This is a genomic window from Amycolatopsis sp. NBC_01480 (genome assembly GCF_036227205.1).
Classification (GTDB): Bacteria; Actinomycetota; Actinomycetes; order Mycobacteriales; family Pseudonocardiaceae; genus Amycolatopsis.
In genome coordinates, this window is sequence record NZ_CP109442.1 from 6,514,829 (window position 1) to 6,531,859 (window position 17,031).

15 protein-coding genes are annotated in these 17,031 nt (G+C 72.0%); all 15 read left to right on the forward strand.

The window, feature by feature from the left end; translation table 11 throughout:
- Positions 1-242 precede the first annotated feature (242 nt).
- The 15 genes from pyrR (at position 243) to OG371_RS31215 (ending at position 16,820) form a co-directional block, all read left to right on the forward strand.
- Positions 243-836, forward strand: coding sequence for a bifunctional pyr operon transcriptional regulator/uracil phosphoribosyltransferase PyrR (gene pyrR, locus OG371_RS31145; RefSeq protein ID WP_329059035.1), 594 nt, complete (start codon positions 243-245; stop codon positions 834-836).
- Positions 833-1,765, forward strand: a complete 933-nt coding sequence (locus tag OG371_RS31150) for an aspartate carbamoyltransferase catalytic subunit (protein ID WP_329059037.1) — start codon at positions 833-835, stop codon at positions 1,763-1,765. The genes pyrR and OG371_RS31150 overlap by 4 nt, the downstream gene beginning before the upstream one ends.
- The gene (locus OG371_RS31155) at positions 1,762-3,048 is read left to right on the forward strand and encodes a dihydroorotase (RefSeq protein WP_329059038.1); all 1,287 of its coding nucleotides are present in this window, start codon (positions 1,762-1,764) and stop codon (positions 3,046-3,048) included. Before OG371_RS31150 ends, OG371_RS31155 begins: the two co-directional genes overlap by 4 nt.
- Positions 3,048-3,614, forward strand: coding sequence for a PH-like domain-containing protein (locus OG371_RS31160; protein WP_329059039.1), 567 nt, complete (start codon positions 3,048-3,050; stop codon positions 3,612-3,614). The genes OG371_RS31155 and OG371_RS31160 overlap by 1 nt, the downstream gene beginning before the upstream one ends.
- A complete protein-coding gene (gene carA / locus OG371_RS31165; protein ID WP_329059041.1) occupies positions 3,611-4,744 on the forward strand; it encodes a glutamine-hydrolyzing carbamoyl-phosphate synthase small subunit in 1,134 nt (377 codons plus the stop codon). Before OG371_RS31160 ends, carA begins: the two co-directional genes overlap by 4 nt.
- A complete protein-coding gene (locus OG371_RS31170) occupies positions 4,741-5,907 on the forward strand; it encodes an AAA family ATPase (RefSeq protein WP_329059042.1) in 1,167 nt (388 codons plus the stop codon). The genes carA and OG371_RS31170 overlap by 4 nt, the downstream gene beginning before the upstream one ends.
- Entirely contained in the window at positions 5,904-6,515 is a 612-nt protein-coding gene (locus tag OG371_RS31175; RefSeq protein WP_329059043.1) for a DUF4276 family protein, read from the forward strand. The genes OG371_RS31170 and OG371_RS31175 overlap by 4 nt, the downstream gene beginning before the upstream one ends.
- Positions 6,515-9,844: a carbamoyl-phosphate synthase large subunit gene (gene carB / locus OG371_RS31180; protein ID WP_329059044.1), complete on the forward strand. Its 3,330-nt coding sequence runs from the start codon at positions 6,515-6,517 to the stop codon at positions 9,842-9,844. Before OG371_RS31175 ends, carB begins: the two co-directional genes overlap by 1 nt.
- A complete protein-coding gene (pyrF, locus tag OG371_RS31185) occupies positions 9,841-10,698 on the forward strand; it encodes an orotidine-5'-phosphate decarboxylase (RefSeq protein WP_329059045.1) in 858 nt (285 codons plus the stop codon). Before carB ends, pyrF begins: the two co-directional genes overlap by 4 nt.
- A gap of 107 nt (positions 10,699-10,805) precedes the next feature.
- The gene (mihF, locus tag OG371_RS31190) at positions 10,806-11,123 is read left to right on the forward strand and encodes an integration host factor, actinobacterial type (protein WP_003096398.1); all 318 of its coding nucleotides are present in this window, start codon (positions 10,806-10,808) and stop codon (positions 11,121-11,123) included.
- On the forward strand, positions 11,120-11,791 hold the full coding sequence (gmk, locus tag OG371_RS31195) for a guanylate kinase (protein WP_329059046.1): 672 nt from the start codon (positions 11,120-11,122) through the stop codon (positions 11,789-11,791). The genes mihF and gmk overlap by 4 nt, the downstream gene beginning before the upstream one ends.
- Positions 11,788-12,057: a DNA-directed RNA polymerase subunit omega gene (gene rpoZ / locus OG371_RS31200; RefSeq protein WP_020658117.1), complete on the forward strand. Its 270-nt coding sequence runs from the start codon at positions 11,788-11,790 to the stop codon at positions 12,055-12,057. Before gmk ends, rpoZ begins: the two co-directional genes overlap by 4 nt.
- Positions 12,050-13,288 carry a bifunctional phosphopantothenoylcysteine decarboxylase/phosphopantothenate--cysteine ligase CoaBC gene (gene coaBC, locus OG371_RS31205; RefSeq protein WP_329059048.1) on the forward strand — a complete coding sequence of 413 codons (1,239 nt, stop codon included), beginning with the start codon at positions 12,050-12,052 and terminating at the stop codon, positions 13,286-13,288. The genes rpoZ and coaBC overlap by 8 nt, the downstream gene beginning before the upstream one ends.
- 83 nt (positions 13,289-13,371) lie before the next feature.
- Complete coding sequence (gene metK, locus OG371_RS31210) at positions 13,372-14,574, forward strand: methionine adenosyltransferase (RefSeq protein ID WP_329059049.1); 1,203 nt, start codon at positions 13,372-13,374, stop codon at positions 14,572-14,574.
- A 119-nt stretch (positions 14,575-14,693) separates the two neighbouring features.
- Positions 14,694-16,820 (forward strand): primosomal protein N', encoded by a 2,127-nt coding sequence (locus OG371_RS31215; protein WP_329059050.1) that lies wholly within the window; start codon positions 14,694-14,696, stop codon positions 16,818-16,820.
- Positions 16,821-17,031: the final 211 nt, after the last annotated feature.

Below are 17,031 nucleotides of genomic sequence, written 5' to 3' on the forward strand. Positions count from 1 at the left end.
TCACCCCCACGCCGGTCGGATGACCGGTGAGGGGACTCCTCGAGTCGAATACTCAGAGTAATGGTTACGCATAGTTGTCACCAGGTCAAGCAGAAGGTCTTCCGCCCCTGGTCGGGGCCATGCGCACACCACCCGGAAGGCTGATTGACCTCCCCTGCTACTGTCGGTGCGATTTCCTCGCACAAGCCGGAGATCGACGTCCTTTAAGGACCCGTCCAGAGAGGCGGGGAAGGAGGTCCGCCTTGTCGTCACGTCCGCGTGGCGCGGCGGTGCCGGCCGGGGAGCGCGAGCTCCTTTCCGCCGGCGATGTCGCGCGCACCATCGCCCGGATGGCCCACCAGGTCATCGAGAAGACCGCCGGTCCACCGGGTGACACCGCACCCCCGGTGCTGCTGGGCATTCCCACCCGCGGCACCCCGCTGGCCCTTCGGCTGGCCGAAAAGATCGGCGAGTTCGCCGGCACCACACCCCCCACGGGCGCCCTCGACGTCACCCTGTACCGCGACGACCTGCGCCGCCGTCCGCCGCGCGCGCTGGAGCAGACGCAGCTGCCCGCGACCGGCATCGACGACCGGCTGGTGATCCTGGTCGACGACGTGCTGTTCTCCGGGCGCACCATCCGCGCCGCGCTCGACGCACTGCGCGACCAGGGCCGCCCCCGCGCCGTCCAGCTCGCCGTGCTGGTCGACCGCGGCCACCGGGAGCTGCCGATCCGCGCGGACTACGTCGGGAAGAACGTGCCCACCGCACGGGCCGAGGGCGTGTCCGTGCTGCTGACCGAAACGGACGGCCGGGACGCGGTCCTGCTCCGCGCCCCGGAAGGAGAGACCCGGTGAAGCACCTGCTCGCCACGGACGGGCTGGACGCCGATACCGCCACAGCCATCCTCGACACCGCCGACGAGCTGAAGCACACGCTGCTCGGCCGCGAGGTCAAGAAGCTGCCGACGCTGCGCGGCCGCACGGTGATCACGCTGTTCTACGAGAACTCCACCCGCACCCGGGTCTCGTTCGAGATCGCGGGCAAGTGGATGAGCGCCGACGTGGTCAACGTCTCGGCGGCCAGCTCGTCGGTGAACAAGGGGGAGTCGCTGCGGGACACCGCGCTCACCCTGGCCGCCGCGGGCGCCGACTGCGTGATCATCCGCCACCCCGCCTCCGGCGCCGCCCACCGGCTGTCCGGCTGGCTGGCCGAGGCGGGCACCGCCGTGGTGAACGCGGGCGACGGCACGCACGAGCACCCGACGCAGGCGCTGCTCGACGCCGCGACCCTTCGGGAGCGGCTCGGCTCGCTGGCCGGGCGCCGGGTGGCGATCGTCGGCGACGTGCTGCACAGCCGCGTCGCGCGCTCGAACATCCACCTGCTCAGCACCCTCGGCGTGGAGGTGGTGCTGGTCGCGCCGCCGACGCTGCTGCCGGTCGGCGTCGAGACGCTGCCGGTCACGGTCTCGCACGACCTGGACGCCGAGTTGCCGGCCGTCGACGCGGTGATGATGCTGCGGGTGCAGGCCGAGCGGATGACCGGCGGGTTCTTCCCCTCGTCGCGGGAGTACTCGATCTCGTACGGGCTGTCCGAGCGACGCCTGGCGCTGCTGCCGGAGCACGCCGTGGTGCTGCACCCCGGCCCGATGCTGCGCGGGATGGAGATCGCCTCGGCGGTCGCCGACTCCCCGGCCTCGGCCATCACCGAACAGGTCCGCAACGGCGTCCACGTGCGCATGGCGGTCCTCTACCACCTCTTGGCCAGTGAAGGAGCGGCTGCGTGACTCTCGTGATCAAGGGCGCCCGCCCGTACGGGGAAGGCGATCCGGTGGACGTCCTCGTCGAGGACGGGGTGATCACCGCGATCGGCGCGGTCGAGGTGCCGGACGGCGCCGAGGTGCTCGAAGCCGCGGGCCAGGTCCTGCTGCCCGGTTTCGTCGACCTGCACACCCACCTGCGCGAGCCCGGCCGCGAGGACACCGAGACGATCGAGACCGGCTCGGCCGCCGCGGCGCTGGGCGGCTACACCGCCGTGTTCGCCATGGCCAACACCGACCCGGTGGCCGACAACTCGCTGGTCGTCGACCACGTGTGGCGGCGCGGGCAGGAGGTCGGCCTGGTCGACGTGCACCCGGTCGGCGCGGTCACGGTCGGGCTCAAGGGCGAGAAGCTCGCCGAGCTCGGCACCATGGCCAAGGGCGCCGCGCAGGTGAAGGTGTTCTCCGACGACGGCCTCTGCGTCGCCGACCCGCTGCTGATGCGCCGGGCGCTGGAGTACTCCACCGCGCTCGACGCGGTGATCGCCCAGCACGCCGAGGAGCCGCGGCTGACCATCGGCGCGCAGGCGCACGAGGGCGAGCAGGCTGCGCGGCTGGGCTACCCGGGCTGGCCGGCGTCGGCCGAGGAGTCGATCGTGGCGCGCGACTGCCTGCTCGCGCAGCACGCGAAGGCCCGGCTGCACGTCTGCCACGTCTCCACCGCGGGCACCGTCGACGTGCTGCGGTGGGCGAAAGAGCGCGGCACCAAGGTTTCGGCCGAGGTGACGCCGCACCACCTGCTGCTCACCGACGAGCGCCTGGCCACCTACGACCCGGTGAACAAGGTGAACCCGCCGCTGCGCACCGGGGGCGACATCGAGAAGCTGCGCGCCGCGCTGGCCGAGGGCGTGATCGACTGCGTCGCCACCGACCACGCCCCGCACGCCGTGCAGGACAAGGACACCGAGTGGAGCGCCGCGCGGCCGGGCATGCTCGGCCTGCAGACCGCGCTTTCGGTGGTCGCCGAGACGATGGTGAAGACCGGCCTGCTCGACTGGCGCGGGGTGGCCCGGGTACTGAGCGAGCGGCCCGCCGCGATCGGCAGCCTGCCCGACCACGGCCGCCCGATCGAGGCCGGCGAGCCCGCCAACCTGACCCTGGTCGACCCGGACGCCGAGTGGACCGTGCGCGGCGCCGAGCTGGCCAGTATCTCCGCCAACACCCCGTACGAGGGAATGCGCCTGCCCGGCGTGGTGACGGCGACCGTGCTGCGCGGGCGGATCACCGCGCGCGAAGGGAAGATCTGCTGATGGACCGCGTCCTGCTCACCCTGGGGATCGTCGTCTTCTTCCTGCTCTGCCTGTGGGGCATGTGGCTGGGCTGGCGGCGCAAGTCCCGCGCGCAGAGCGTGCTGGTGCCGCCGTTCCCGGAGATTCCCGCCGAGCCCGGCGAGATCCGGCTGGAGTCGACCGGGCTCTACGTCAGCACGACCACGGCGGGCAACTGGCAGGACCGCGTGGTCACCCGCGGCGCCGGGCTGCGCAGCGGCGCGGTCTGGCGGCTGCACCCCGGCGGCGTCGCCGTGGAGCGCGGCGGCGCGCCGGACTTCTGGATCCCGCGTGAGGCGGTCACCGGGGTCCGTCGCGACTCGCGGATCGCCGGGAAGGTGATGGGCACCGACGCGTTGCTCATCATCACCTGGCGCGCCGGTGAGACCGAGCTGGACACCGGTTTCCGCGGCGACGAACTCGACGACTATCCACTGTGGATCGCTCAACTTCTTTCCCCGGGGTCCGGGGGCGGCGCCCCCGGCGGGGGCGTAGGGGCTCGGCCCCGACACAACACTGATCACGACATCAAGGGAGGTGCCCAATGAGCACCGCGAACGGCACCCGCGTCCCGGCTGCCCTGGTTCTCGAGGACGGCCGGGTCTTCCGCGGCGCCGCGTACGGCGCGCGCGGGCGGACGCTGGGGGAGGCGGTGTTCTGCACCGGCATGACCGGCTACCAGGAGACCCTGACCGACCCGTCCTACCACCGTCAGATTGTGGTGCAGACCGCGCCGCAGATCGGCAACACCGGCTGGAACGACGAGGACGACGAGTCGGCCCGGATCTGGGTCTCCGGCTACGTCGTGCGCGACCCCGCGCGGACGCCGTCCAACTGGCGGTCCAAGCGCTCGCTCGACGCGGAGCTGGAGCGGCAGGGGGTCGTCGGCATCGCCGAGGTGGACACCCGCACGCTGACCCGGCACCTGCGCGAGCAGGGCGCGATGCGCGCCGGGGTGTTCTCCGGCGACGCGCTGGGCACCGACGAGCAGATGGTCGCCGAGGTGCTGGACAGCCCGCAGATGAAGGGCGCCGACCTGGCCGGCGAGGTCTCCACGGACCGGCCGTACGTGGTCGAGGCAGCGGGCGAACGCCGGTTCCGCGTGGCCGCGCTGGACCTGGGCATCAAGTCGAACACCCCGCGGTTGATGGCCGCGCGCGGCATCGAGGTGCACGTGCTGCCCTCGGCCAGCTCGATCGAGGACCTGCTCGCCACGGAGCCGGACGGGGTCTTCCTCTCCAACGGCCCGGGCGACCCGGCGACCACCGCGCACGCCACCGCGTTGACCAAAGCCGTGCTGGAGCGCGAAATCCCGCTGTTCGGCATCTGCTTCGGCAACCAGATCCTCGGCCGCGCGCTGGGGCTGGGCACGTACAAGATGCGCTACGGCCACCGCGGCATCAACATCCCGGTGATCGACGTGGCCACCGGCCGGGTCGCGATCACGGCGCAGAACCACGGCTTCGCCCTCGAAGGCGAGCCGGGCCAGCGCTTCGAGACGCCGTACGGCGCCGCGCAGATCAGCCACTACTGCCCGAACGACAACACCGTCGAGGGCGTGCGCGCCTTCGACGTGCCGGCGTTCTCGGTGCAGTACCACCCCGAAGCCGCGGCCGGACCGCACGACGCGGCGCCGCTGTTCGACGAGTTCGTGAGCTTGATGGAGAAACGGTCGTGACGGTCACGACCGGCATCGAACGGATCCGGATCCGGAACTACCGGGTGCTCCAGGACATCGAGCTCGACGGTCTCACCCCGGTGACGGCTCTGGTGGGGCCGAACGGCAGTGGCAAGTCCACGGTCTTCGACGCGCTGGGCTTGCTCAGCGAAGCGCTCGGCAGCGGGCTCGACGTCGCCTGGGCCCGTCGCGACGGGCTCGCGGAAATCAGGAGCCGGGAGTCGGCCGGGCCGGTGGAGATCGAGGTGGCGTGCCGGCTGGACGGCGAGCTCTTCGTCTACGACCTCCGCCTCGATGAGGAGGACGGTACGCCGATCGCCGTTCACGAACGGCTGTCCTGGTCTCCCGGCGACCTGGCCGGCCTCGTCGGCCTCCTCGATTTCCAGTCCGGCCGGGGACGGGTCCGCGGCGCCGCCGATGAGGACTGGCGAACCCAGGAGCTGAGCGGCCCCGGGACGCTCGGAGTGCGCGCGCTCGGCGCGCTGGCCGAGTACGAGCCCCTCATCAGGTTTCTCCATTTCATGGGACGGGTCCAGCTGGTCGACCTGGACGTCGCCGCCATGCGATCAGGCACGCGGGGTGTTCGCCGGAGCGAGAGCCTGGATTCGCACGGGGGCAACATCGCGCAGCGGGTCGAAGCACTGCGGGAACACTCCCCGGAAGAGTGGGCGGACGTGCTCCGCGCACTTCGCCGCTACGTCCCGGGGCTGGAGGACGTCCTCCCGCTCCGGCTCGGCGACGGCAGCCACATCGTCCGGTTGAAGGAAGCGGGCCGCGAGCAGCCGATCCTGCCCGAGAACATCTCGGACGGCACCTTGCTGCTGCTGGGCTACCTGGTGGCCCTGCGCAGCCCGCTGGCGGTGGCGCTGCTGGAAGAACCGGAGAACCAGGTGCACCCCCGGCTGCACTACTTCCTGGCCGAGGACGCGCGTGGCGCGGTCGCCGACCAGGTCATCGCCGCGACGCACGCGCCCCGATTCGTCGATGCCCTGCGTCCCGACGAAGTCTGGGCATTCGCCCGCGCCCGTGACGGCCACGCCCAGGTCCGGCGGGTGGCGGAGGAGGAACGAGTCGTGCGCATGGCGGAGGCCGGGGGCGCGCTGGGCGACTTGTGGACCGAGGGGTACTTCCGGTTCGGTGACCCGCTGGCGGAGCAGCTGTGACGGTGCTCGCTCCGGCCCGCCTCGAGGTGCTCGTCGAGGAACCTTCCGCGGAAGCGGCGTTGAAGGCTCTCCTGCCGAAGATCGTTCCCGGTGTCGCGTTCGAGATCATTTCCTTCAACGGCAAGGACAATCTGCTGCGAAGGCTGCCGATCCGGCTCCGTGACTACGCGTACTACTGGGCGCAGGCGGGGCTGCGGATCGTCATCCTGCTCGATCGGGACGACGACGATTGCACCGCGCTCAAGGCCCGGCTCGTCGAGATCGCGAACGAAGCAGGGCTGCCTGTGCAGGCAGCGTTGTTCCGCATCGTGATCGAAGAACTCGAGGCATGGTTCCTCGGTGACGTGCGCGCGCTGCACACGGCTTACCCCAGGGTGCCGTCGAGCTTGGGCAGCCAGGAGAAGTTTCGCGATCCGGAGGCGGTTCCCGGTGGCGCGTGGGAGGGCTTGGAGCACGTGCTGCGCAGGCACGGCTACCACAAGAAGGGGCTGCGGAAGGTGCAGGCTGCCGCCGACATCGCCCCGCACATGGACGTCGAGAACAACCGCTCCCAGAGTTTCCAGGCCTTCCGCGACGGCCTGCGGCGCTTGGTGAAAGAAGGAAACTGATGCCGAAGAGGACAGACATCCAGCACGTGCTGGTGATCGGCTCCGGGCCGATCGTGATCGGGCAGGCCGCCGAGTTCGACTACTCGGGCACGCAGGCCTGCCGGGTGCTGCGGGCCGAGGGCCTGCGGGTGAGCCTGGTGAACTCCAACCCGGCCACCATCATGACCGACCCCGAGTTCGCCGACGCCACCTACATCGAGCCGGTGACCCCGGACTTCGTCGAGAAGGTGATCGCCGAGGAGCAGGCGCTGGGACGCCCGGTGGACACGCTGCTGGCGACGCTCGGCGGCCAGACGGCGCTCAACTGCGCGGTCGCGCTGCACGAGCGCGGGGTGCTGGAGAAGTACGGCGTCGAGCTGATCGGCGCGGACATCAACGCCATCCAGCGCGGCGAGGACCGGCAGAAGTTCAAGGACATCGTGCGCTCGATCGGCGCCGAGGTGCCGCGCTCGCGGGTGTGCAACTCGATGGAGGACGTCCGCGCCACGGTCGCCGAGCTGGGCCTGCCGGTGGTCATCCGGCCCTCGTTCACCATGGGCGGGCTCGGCTCCGGCCTGGCCTACACGCCCGAGGAGCTGGAGCGGCTCGCCTCCACCGGCCTCGACGAGTCGCCGGTCACCGAGGTGCTGATCGAGGAGAGCGTGCTCGGCTGGAAGGAGTACGAGCTCGAGCTGATGCGCGACAAGCACGACAACGTCGTGGTCGTCTGCTCGATCGAGAACATCGACGCGATGGGCGTGCACACCGGCGACTCGGTCACGGTCGCGCCCACGATGACCCTGACCGACCGCGAGTACCAGGTGATGCGCGACGTCGGCATCGCCGTGCTGCGCGAAGTCGGCGTGGACACCGGCGGCTGCAACATCCAGTTCGCGATCAACCCCGAAGACGGCCGCATGGTCGTGATCGAGATGAACCCGCGCGTGTCCCGCTCCAGCGCGCTGGCGTCGAAGGCGACCGGCTTCCCGATCGCCAAGATCGCCGCGAAGCTCGCCATCGGCTACACGCTCGACGAGATCCAGAACGACATCACCGGCGAGACCCCGGCGGCGTTCGAGCCGGTGCTGGACTACGTCGTGGTGAAGATCCCGCGGTTCGCCTTCGAGAAGTTCCCGGGCGCGGACCCGACGCTGACCACGACGATGAAGAGCGTCGGCGAGGCCATGTCGTTCGGGCGCAGTTTCCCTGAGGCGCTGGGGAAAGCGATGCGCTCGATCGAGACCAAGGCGACCGGCTTCTGGACCCTGCCGGACCCCGAGGGCGCGACCATGGAGTCCACTTTGGACGCCCTGCGGGTGCCGCACGAGGGACGGCTGTACGAGGTGGAGCGCGCGCTGCGGCTGGGCGCCACCGTCGCGCAGGTGCACGAGGCCAGCGGCATCGATCCGTGGTTCATCGACCAGATCGCGCTGATCGGCGAGGTCGGCGCCGAGGTGCGCGACGCCCCGGTGCTCGACGGGGACCTGCTGCGCCGCGCCAAGCGCACCGGCCTGTCCGACCGGCAGGTCGCCGCGCTGCGCCCGGAGCTGGCCGGCGAGGACGGCGTGCGCGCGCTGCGCCACCGGCTCGGCGTGCGCCCGGTGTTCAAGACCGTCGACACCTGCGCGGCCGAGTTCGCCGCGAACACCCCGTACCACTACTCGGCCTACGAGACCGACCCCGCGGCGCAGTCGGAGGTCGCGGCCCAGCCGGACAAGCCGAAGGTGCTCATCCTCGGCTCCGGGCCGAACCGGATCGGGCAGGGCATCGAGTTCGACTACTCGTGCGTGCACGCCGCGATCGCCTTGCGCGAGGCCGGGTTCGAGGCCGTGATGGTCAACTGCAACCCCGAGACCGTCTCCACCGACTACGACACCTCCGACCGGCTGTACTTCGAGCCGCTGTCCTTCGAGGACGTGCTCGAGGTGGTCCACGCCGAGCAGCAGTCCGGCACCGTGGCGGGCGTGATCGTCCAGCTCGGCGGCCAGACCCCGCTCGGGCTGGCGAAGCGGCTGGCGGACGCCGGCGTGCCGGTGGTCGGGACCCCGCCCGAGGCGATCAACCTGGCCGAGGACCGCGGCGCGTTCGGCGACGTGCTCACCGAGGCCGGCCTGCCGGCCCCGCGCTACGGCACCGCGACCTCCTTCGAGGGCGCCAAGCGCGTCGCCGACGAGATCGGCTACCCGGTGCTCGTGCGGCCGTCGTACGTGCTCGGCGGGCGCGGCATGGAGATCGTCTACGACGAGGAGTCGCTGGCCGGCTACATCCGCCGCGCCACCGAGGTGACGCCCGAGCACCCGGTGCTCGTGGACCGCTTCCTCGACGACGCCATCGAGATCGACGTCGACGCGCTGTTCGACGGCGAGGAGCTGTACCTGGGCGGCGTGATGGAGCACATCGAGGAGGCCGGCATCCACTCCGGCGACTCCTCGTGCGCGCTGCCGCCGATCACGCTCGGCGCCACCGATCTGGAAGAGGTGCGCCGCTCCACGGAGCTGATCGCGCGCGGCGTCGGCGTGCGCGGGCTGCTGAACGTCCAGTACGCGCTGAAGGACGACGTGCTGTACGTGCTGGAGGCCAACCCGCGGGCCTCGCGCACGGTGCCGTTCGTTTCGAAGGCCACCGCGGTGCCGCTGGCGAAAGCCGCGGCGCTGGTGATGACCGGCTCGACGATCGCGGAGCTGCGCGCCTCGGGCGTGCTGCCCGCCCAGGGCGACGGCGGCCGGATGCCGGCCGACTCGCCGGTCGCGGTCAAGGAGGCCGTGCTGCCGTTCCACCGGTTCCGCACGCCGGAGGGGCACGGGGTCGACTCGCTGCTCGGGCCGGAGATGAAGTCCACCGGCGAGGTGATGGGCGTGGACGTGTCCTTCGGGAAGGCGTTCGCGAAATCGCAGAGCGGCGCGTACGGCTCGCTGCCGACCTCCGGGCGGGTGTTCGTCTCGGTGGCCAACCGGGACAAGCGCTCGCTGGTGTTCCCGGTGAAGCGGCTGGCGGACCTCGGGTTCGAGATCCTCGCCACGTCCGGCACCGCGGAAGTGTTGCGGCGCAACGGAGTCGCGTGCTCGGTGGTGCGCAAGCACTACGAGGGCTCCACCGAAGCCGAGCCGAACATCGTGGACGTGATCCTCGCGGGCGGGGTGGAGATGGTCATCAACACCCCGTACGGCAACAGCGGCCCGCGCATCGACGGCTACGAGATCCGCACCGCGGCGGTGTCACGGGACATCCCGTGCATCACCACCGTCCAGGGCGCCGCGGCGGCCGTGCACGGCATCGAAGCGCTCATCCGGGGCGATATCGGGGTGCGCAGCCTCCAGAGCCTCCAGGCGGCGCTGAAGGCCACGAAATGACCGCAGGGACCGGAATGGCGCGGTTCGGGGAGCGGCTGGCGAAGGCGGTGGCCGCGCGCGGGCCGCTCTGCGCCGGGATCGATCCGCACCCGGGCCTGATCGAATCCTGGGGCCTGCCACTCGATGTGAGCGGGCTGGAACGCTTCGCGTTGGGCGCCACCGAAGTGCTGGCCGCCGAGACGGCGATCATCAAGCCGCAGTCGGCGTTCTTCGAAGCGTTCGGCCCGCCCGGGGTGGCGGTGCTGGACCGCGTCGTGACGGCCGCGCATGACGCCGGAGCGTTGGTACTGCTGGACGTCAAGCGCGGGGACATCGGCTCGACCATGGCCGCGTACACGGCCGCGTACGTCGCCGCAGACGCCGCCTTCGCGGCCGACGCGGTGACGGTGTCGCCGTACCTCGGCTTCGGCGCGCTGGACCCCGCGGTGAAAGCCGCGCGCGAGGCGGGCAACGGCTTGTTCGTGCTCGCCCGCACGTCGAATCCGGAGGCGCACGCGCTGCAGAGCGCGAAGCTCCCGGACGGCCGCACGGTGGCCCAGAGCATCGTGGACGACGCGGCGGAGCACAACGCCGGCGCGGAGCCGTACGGCGACGTCGGCGTGGTCGTGGGCGCCACCGTCGCCCCCGGTGAACTGGACCTGAGCCGGCTCAACGGACCCGTGCTGGCGCCCGGTTTCGGTGCCCAGGGGGCAACAACCGGGGACTTGCGGGCACTGTTCGGGCCCGCTCTTCCGGGCCTGCTGCCGGCCTCTTCCCGTGACCTGCTGCGGCACGGCCCGGATACCGCCGCCCTGCGCCAAGCGGTACGCCAAGTGGCGGACCTGCTGGCCGGGCGCAGGGAAAACGGCCAATAGCAGGCCCCGGAATCGGCCTCCACCAGCCACCCCCGCATTGTGGCCCCTGGTCCAGGGTGGGTACCGTCGCGTCACCCACCCAGATTTGAGAACTACCGGAGGAAAACGTGGCACTTCCCCAGCTGACAGAGGAACAGCGTGCTGCGGCGCTGGAGAAGGCCGCCGCCGCCCGCCGCATCCGGGCTGAGCTGAAGGAGCGGCTGAAGCGGGGCGGTACCACTCTGGTCGACGTGCTGAAGCAGGCCGAGGAGAACGAAGTCCTCGGGAAGATGAAGGTTTCGGCGTTGCTCGAAGCCCTTCCCGGCGTTGGCAAGGTTCGGGCCCAGCAGACGATGGAACGACTGGAGATCGCACCCAGCCGCAGGCTCCGCGGACTCGGCGACCGGCAGCGCAAGGCGCTGCTGGCCGAGTTCAGCGGCGAGTGAGCGGCGTCGGTCAGGACTACCCGGTGATCCGGGGCGCCGGCCGCGACGGTGAGCCGGTGGCGGGGGAGACCTCCCGCCACCGGCTCACCGTCGTCTCGGGGCCTTCCGGGGTCGGGAAGTCGAGCGTGGTGGGGGAGCTGCGCAAGCTCGAGCCGGACATCTACTTCAGTGTCTCGGTGACGACCCGCGAGCCCCGGCCCGGCGAGGTCGACGGCAGCCATTACCACTTCGTCGGCCACGACGAGTTCGACGGGCTGGTCGAGGGCGGCCAGCTGCTGGAGTGGGCGGAGTTCGCGGGCAACCGCTACGGCACCCCGCGGGAGCCGGTGGAGCGGGCGCTCGCCGAGGGCCGCCCGGCGGTGCTGGAGATCGAGCTGCAGGGCGCGCGCCAGGTCCGGGCCGCGATGCCGGAGGCGCGGCTGGTGATGCTGATGCCGCCGTCGTGGGAGGAACTGGTCGACCGGCTCACCGGGCGCGGCACCGAGTCCGAGGCCGCGGTGGCCGCCCGGCTGGCCGAGGCGGAGCGGGAGCTGGCCGCGGCGGGCGAGTTCGACGAGCGGGTGGTCAACGCCGACGTGCGGACCGCCGCCGAGCGGTTGCTAGACTTGATTACCGGTGGAGACCTTTCTGCCACCGAACTGATGGACGATACGGAGCACCACGAGTGACTGTGCAACAGGCGACGCTGGAAGAGCTCGAAGGCATCACCAACCCGCCGATCGACGACCTGCTCGAAAAGGTCTCCTCGAAGTACGCCCTGGTGATCTACTCGGCCAAGCGGGCCCGGCAGATCAACGACTACTACGCCCAGCTGGGCGAGGGCCTGCTCGAGTACGTCGGCCCCCTGGTGGAGCCGGGCCCCCGCGAGAAGCCGCTGTCGATCGCCCTGCGGGAGATCCACGGCGGGCTGCTCGAGCACACCGAGGGTGAGTGACCGCAAGCCCAGGATCGTCCTGGGCGTGGGCGGCGGCATCGCCGCCTACAAGGCCTGTGAGGTCCTGCGGGGCCTCACCGAGTCCGGGCACGACGTGCGCGTGGTGCCCACCGAGGCCGCGCTGAACTTCGTCGGCGCGGCCACCTTCGAGGCCCTGTCGGGGAACCCGGTGCACACCGGCGTGTTCACCGAGGTGCCCGAGGTGCAGCACGTGCGGGTCGGCAAAGAGGCCGACCTCGTGCTGGTCGTCCCGGCGACCGCGAACCTGCTGGCCAAGGCCGCGCACGGGATCGCCGACGACCTGCTCACCACCACCCTGCTCACCGCCCGGTGCCCGGTCGTGTTCTTCCCGGCCATGCACACCGAGATGTGGGAGCACCCGGCCACCCGCGACAACGTGGCGCTGCTGCGCTCACGCGGGCTGGTCGTCACCGAGCCCGCGGCCGGACGGCTGACCGGCGTCGACACCGGCAAGGGCCGGCTGGCCGACCCGCGCGAGATCGTCGACCTGGCCCGGCTGCTGCTGGACGAGCCCCGCGCGCTGCCCCGTGACCTCGAGGGCCTGCGCGTGGTCGTCTCGGCCGGTGGCACGCGCGAGCCGCTGGACCCGGTGCGTTACCTGGGCAACCGCTCGTCCGGCAAGCAGGGCTTCGCGCTCGCCCGCGTCGCCGCCCAGCGCGGCGCCGACGTGACGCTGATCGCGGCCCACACCGTCGAGCTGCCGCTGCCCGCGGGCGCGAAACTCGAGCGGGTCTCGACCGCGGAGGAGCTGCGCAAGGCCGTGCAGGCCGCCGCTCTGGAAGCCGACGTGGTGGTGATGGCCGCCGCGGTCGCCGACTTCCGGCCCGCCTCGCGCGCCACGAGCAAGATCAAGAAATCCGACGACCGGCCGGACCCGGTGATCACCCTGGACCGCAACGCGGACATCCTGGCCGAGCTGGTGCAGGAACGCCGTGCGGGCCAGGTGATCGTGGGCTTCGCCGCGGAGACCGGCGACGAGCACGGCAGCGTGCTCGACCACGCCCGCGCCAAGCTGCGCCGCAAGGGCGCCGACCTGCTGGTGGTCAACGCGGTGGGCGACGGGAAGGCGTTCGGCACCGAGGACAATTCGGGCTGGCTGCTCGCCGCCGACGGCACTGAGCAGGCCATCCCGCTCGGCGCGAAGGCCCGGCTGGCCGCCACATTGTGGGACGCTGTAACGGGTTTGCGTCAGCGTCGACTCCAGCTCTAGGCCTTCTGGGTAATGTGGGCCTTGTAAGGGGTACCTAAGTCCAGGCTGGGTACCGAGCCGAAACGAGGGAAGTGACGGGGCTCGTGACTGCGTCCACCAAAAGGCTGTTCACGTCGGAGTCGGTGACCGAGGGCCATCCCGACAAGATTTGTGACGCCATCAGCGACTCGATCCTCGATGGCCTGCTCAGCAAGGACCCGCGCAGCCGGGTCGCCGTCGAGACCCTCATCACCACCGGCCAGGTGCACGTGGCCGGCGAGGTGACCACCGAGGCGTACGCGGACATCCCGACCATCGTGCGCGACGTCATCCTCCGCATCGGCTACGACTCGTCGGCCAAGGGCTTCGACGGCAACTCCTGCGGTGTGAACGTGGCGATCGGCTCGCAGTCGCCCGACATCGCGCAGGGCGTCGACACCGCGTACGAGTCGCGGGTGGAGTCGGACGAGGACGAGATCAACCGCCAGGGCGCGGGCGACCAGGGCCTGATGTTCGGCTACGCCTGCTCGGACACCCCGGAGCTGATGCCGCTGCCGATCGCGCTGGCGCACCGGCTCTCGCGCCGGCTGACCGGCGTCCGCAACGACGGCGTGCTGCCGTACCTGCGCCCGGACGGCAAGACCCAGGTGACCATCGAGTACGCGGGCGAGCAGCCGGTGCGCCTCGACACCGTGGTGGTGTCCACCCAGCACGCGGACGGCATCGACCTGGAGCAGATGCTCGGCGTCGACGTGAAGAAGCACGTGGTCGAGCCGGAGCTCGCGGAGCTGCAGCTGGACACCGAGGGCGTGCGGCTGCTGGTGAACCCGACCGGCCGGTTCGTCATCGGCGGCCCGATGGGCGACGCGGGGCTGACCGGCCGCAAGATCATCGTCGACACCTACGGCGGCATGGCCCGCCACGGCGGCGGCGCGTTCTCCGGCAAGGACCCGTCGAAGGTGGACCGCTCCGCCGCGTACGCGATGCGCTGGGTGGCCAAGAACGTGGTCGCCGCTGGGCTCGCGGGCCGCGTCGAGGTCCAGGTGGCGTACGCGATCGGCAAGGCCGCGCCGGTGGGCCTGTTCGTGGAGACCTTCGGGACCGAGACGGTGGACCCGTCGAAGATCCAGGCCGCCATCAACGAGGTGTTCGACCTGCGCCCGGCCGCGATCATCCGCGACCTGGACCTGCTGCGCCCGATCTACGCGCAGACCGCGGCGTACGGGCACTTCGGCCGGCCGGACCTCGACCTGCCGTGGGAGACCACCTCGCGCGCCGAGGCGCTGCGCTCGCTCGCCGGCGCCTGAGCTGTTTCTGACCCATCCGGGTCCCTGAAGGCCACCATGAGGGCATGTCCGGCCCTCATGGTGGCCTTCAGGGCATTCTGGCGGCGGGACTGTCGGCGGGGTCTGGTAGAGATCACGGGGTGAGCAGCTCCGAACCCGCCCCGCTGTGGGACCTCCCGGAGCCTTCGCGCTCCGAGCCGGAGCCGAAGGCCGCGTCGCCGCGCGCCGCGAAAGCGAAGGCCGCCGGGAAGCCCGGCGCGAAGAAGTCCTTGCCGCGCAAGGGACAGCAGCAGCCGGCGGCCCAGTTGCCGGTGGCGAAGATCGTGGTCGACATCCCGCTGGCGCACCTGGACCGCACCTTCGACTACCAGGTGCCGGACAAACTGGACGAGGCCGCGGTGCCCGGCTGCCGCGTGCGCGTGCGGTTCGCCGGGCAGCTGGTGGACGGGTACCTCGTCGAGCGCGCCGAGACCACGGAGTACGAGCGGAAGCTGGCGTTCCTGGAGCGGGTCACCTCCAGCGAGGCCGTGCTGCCGCCGCCGCTGCACACCGTGTGCCGGGCGGTGGCGGATCGTTACGGGGGCACGCTTTCCGACGTCCTGCGGCTGGCGCTGCCGCCGCGGCACGCGAAGGTCGAGGGGGAGCCGCCCGCCGAGCCCGCGCCGGCGCCGCCCGCGCCCGATGTCTCGGCGTGGTCCCGATACCAGCGTGGCCCGGCCTTCCTGGAGGCGACGGCGGAGGGCAAGCCCGCCAACGCCGTCTGGCAGGCCTTGCCGGGGGAGGACTGGCCGCGGCGGCTCGCCGAGGCCGCCGCCGTGGCCGCCGCGCAGGGGCGGGGCGCGCTGCTGGTGGTGCCGGACCACCGGGACCTGACGCGGGTGCACGAGGCCTGCGCCGAGCTGGTGGGCGAGGACGCCGTGGTCGCGCTGATCGCCGGGCTGGGGCCGGCCGAGCGGTACCGGCGGTGGCTCGCCGTGCTGCGCGGCGCGGTGCGCGTGGTGGTCGGCACCCGCGCGGCGATGTTCGCGCCGGTGGCCGACCCGGGCCTGTTCGTGGTCTGGGACGACGGCGACGATCTGCACCTCGACCCGCACGCGCCGTACCCGCACGTGCGTGACGTGCTGATGGACCGGGCGCACGCGGCCAAGGCGTCGCTGCTGGTCGGCGGTTTCGCGCGGACGGCGGAGGCCCAGTTGCTGGTCGAGTCCGGCTGGGCGCAGCCGGTGCTGGCCGACCGCGTCGAGCTGCGTGCGGCGGCCCCGCGGGTGACCCCGGTCGGCGAGGACTTCGACGTGGCCCGTGACGAGGCCGCCCGCGTCGCACGGCTGCCCGCGGTGGCGTTCGAAGCGGCGCGGCAGGCGTTCGCGGCCGGACTCCCGACACTGGTGCAGGTGCCGCGGCGCGGGTACGTGCCGGGCCTGGCGTGCGGCAACTGCCGGACGGCCGCGCACTGCCGCCGGTGCGCGGGCCCGCTGGCGCTGCCGGGCGGCTCCGTGGACGGCTCGCCGAAGCCGCCGGCGTGCCGCTGGTGCGGCGTGCCGGAGACGGCTTTCCGTTGTGTGGCTTGTGGTTCTGTGCGGCTGCGGGCGGTGATCGTCGGGGCCAAGCGCACCGCGGAGGAGCTGGGACGGGCGTTCCCGGGGGTGCCGGTGCGGACGTCGGGGGCCGCGGAAGTGCTGGCGAGCGTGCCGGGCCGCCCGGCGCTGGTGGTCTGCACGCCGGGCGCAGAGCCGGTGGCCGAGGGCGGTTACGGCGCGGCGCTGTTGCTGGACGGCTGGGCGCTGCTGGGCCGCCAGGACCTGCGCGCGTCGGAGGAGACGTTGCGGCGCTGGATGGCCGCGGGCTCGCTGGTGCGCCCGGCGTCGTCGGGCGGGCGCATCGTGGTCGGCGCGGAGGCGGGCCTGCCTGTGGTACAGGCGCTGGTCCGCTGGGACCCGGCCTGGCACGCTTCGCAGGAGCTGGCCGAGCGCCGGGACCTCGGTTTCCCGCCCGCTATGCGGATGGCGAGCGTCGAAGGCACCCCGGACGCCGTCGCGAGCGTCCTGGAAGACCTCCCGCTGCCCGGCTCGGGCGAAGTGCTGGGCCCCGTCCCCCTCGGCGACTTCGACGACGAGGGCAACGCCGCGCGCGAACGGGCCCTGGTCCGCGTCGCCCGCCCGGACGGCAAGGCCCTCGCCGCGGCCGTCCACGCCGCCGCCGCCCGCCGCGACGCCCGCAAGGCCACCGAACCGATCCGCATCCAGCTCGACCCCCTCGACCTGATCTAGTGTCGCGTGATCCTGTTCGTCTTGCGCTTGCCACGCAAGGAAACAGGAACACACAACACTAGGCGCGGCTAGGCCGTTTGCGGCCGGTGACTGCTGCTTCTGGCGGGCTTCGTCCGCACAGAGCCGCCCCATACGCTGGGAAGGGGGGCGATCGTCCGGACCGGGCATCCGGCGGGTGGCCACCCGGCCCGGGCCGACGCGCCCGAGCCGT

Excerpts from the sequence above, each read along its gene's own strand:
- carB (WP_329059044.1), top strand. The coding sequence starts at position 6,515 with ATGCCGAAGAGGACAGACATCCAGCACGTGCTGGTGATCGGCTCCGGG.
- carA (WP_329059041.1), top strand. The coding sequence starts at position 3,611 with ATGAGCACCGCGAACGGCACCCGCGTCCCGGCTGCCCTGGTTCTCGAG.
- OG371_RS31160 (WP_329059039.1), top strand. The coding sequence starts at position 3,048 with ATGGACCGCGTCCTGCTCACCCTGGGGATCGTCGTCTTCTTCCTGCTC.
- pyrF (WP_329059045.1), top strand. The coding sequence starts at position 9,841 with ATGACCGCAGGGACCGGAATGGCGCGGTTCGGGGAGCGGCTGGCGAAG.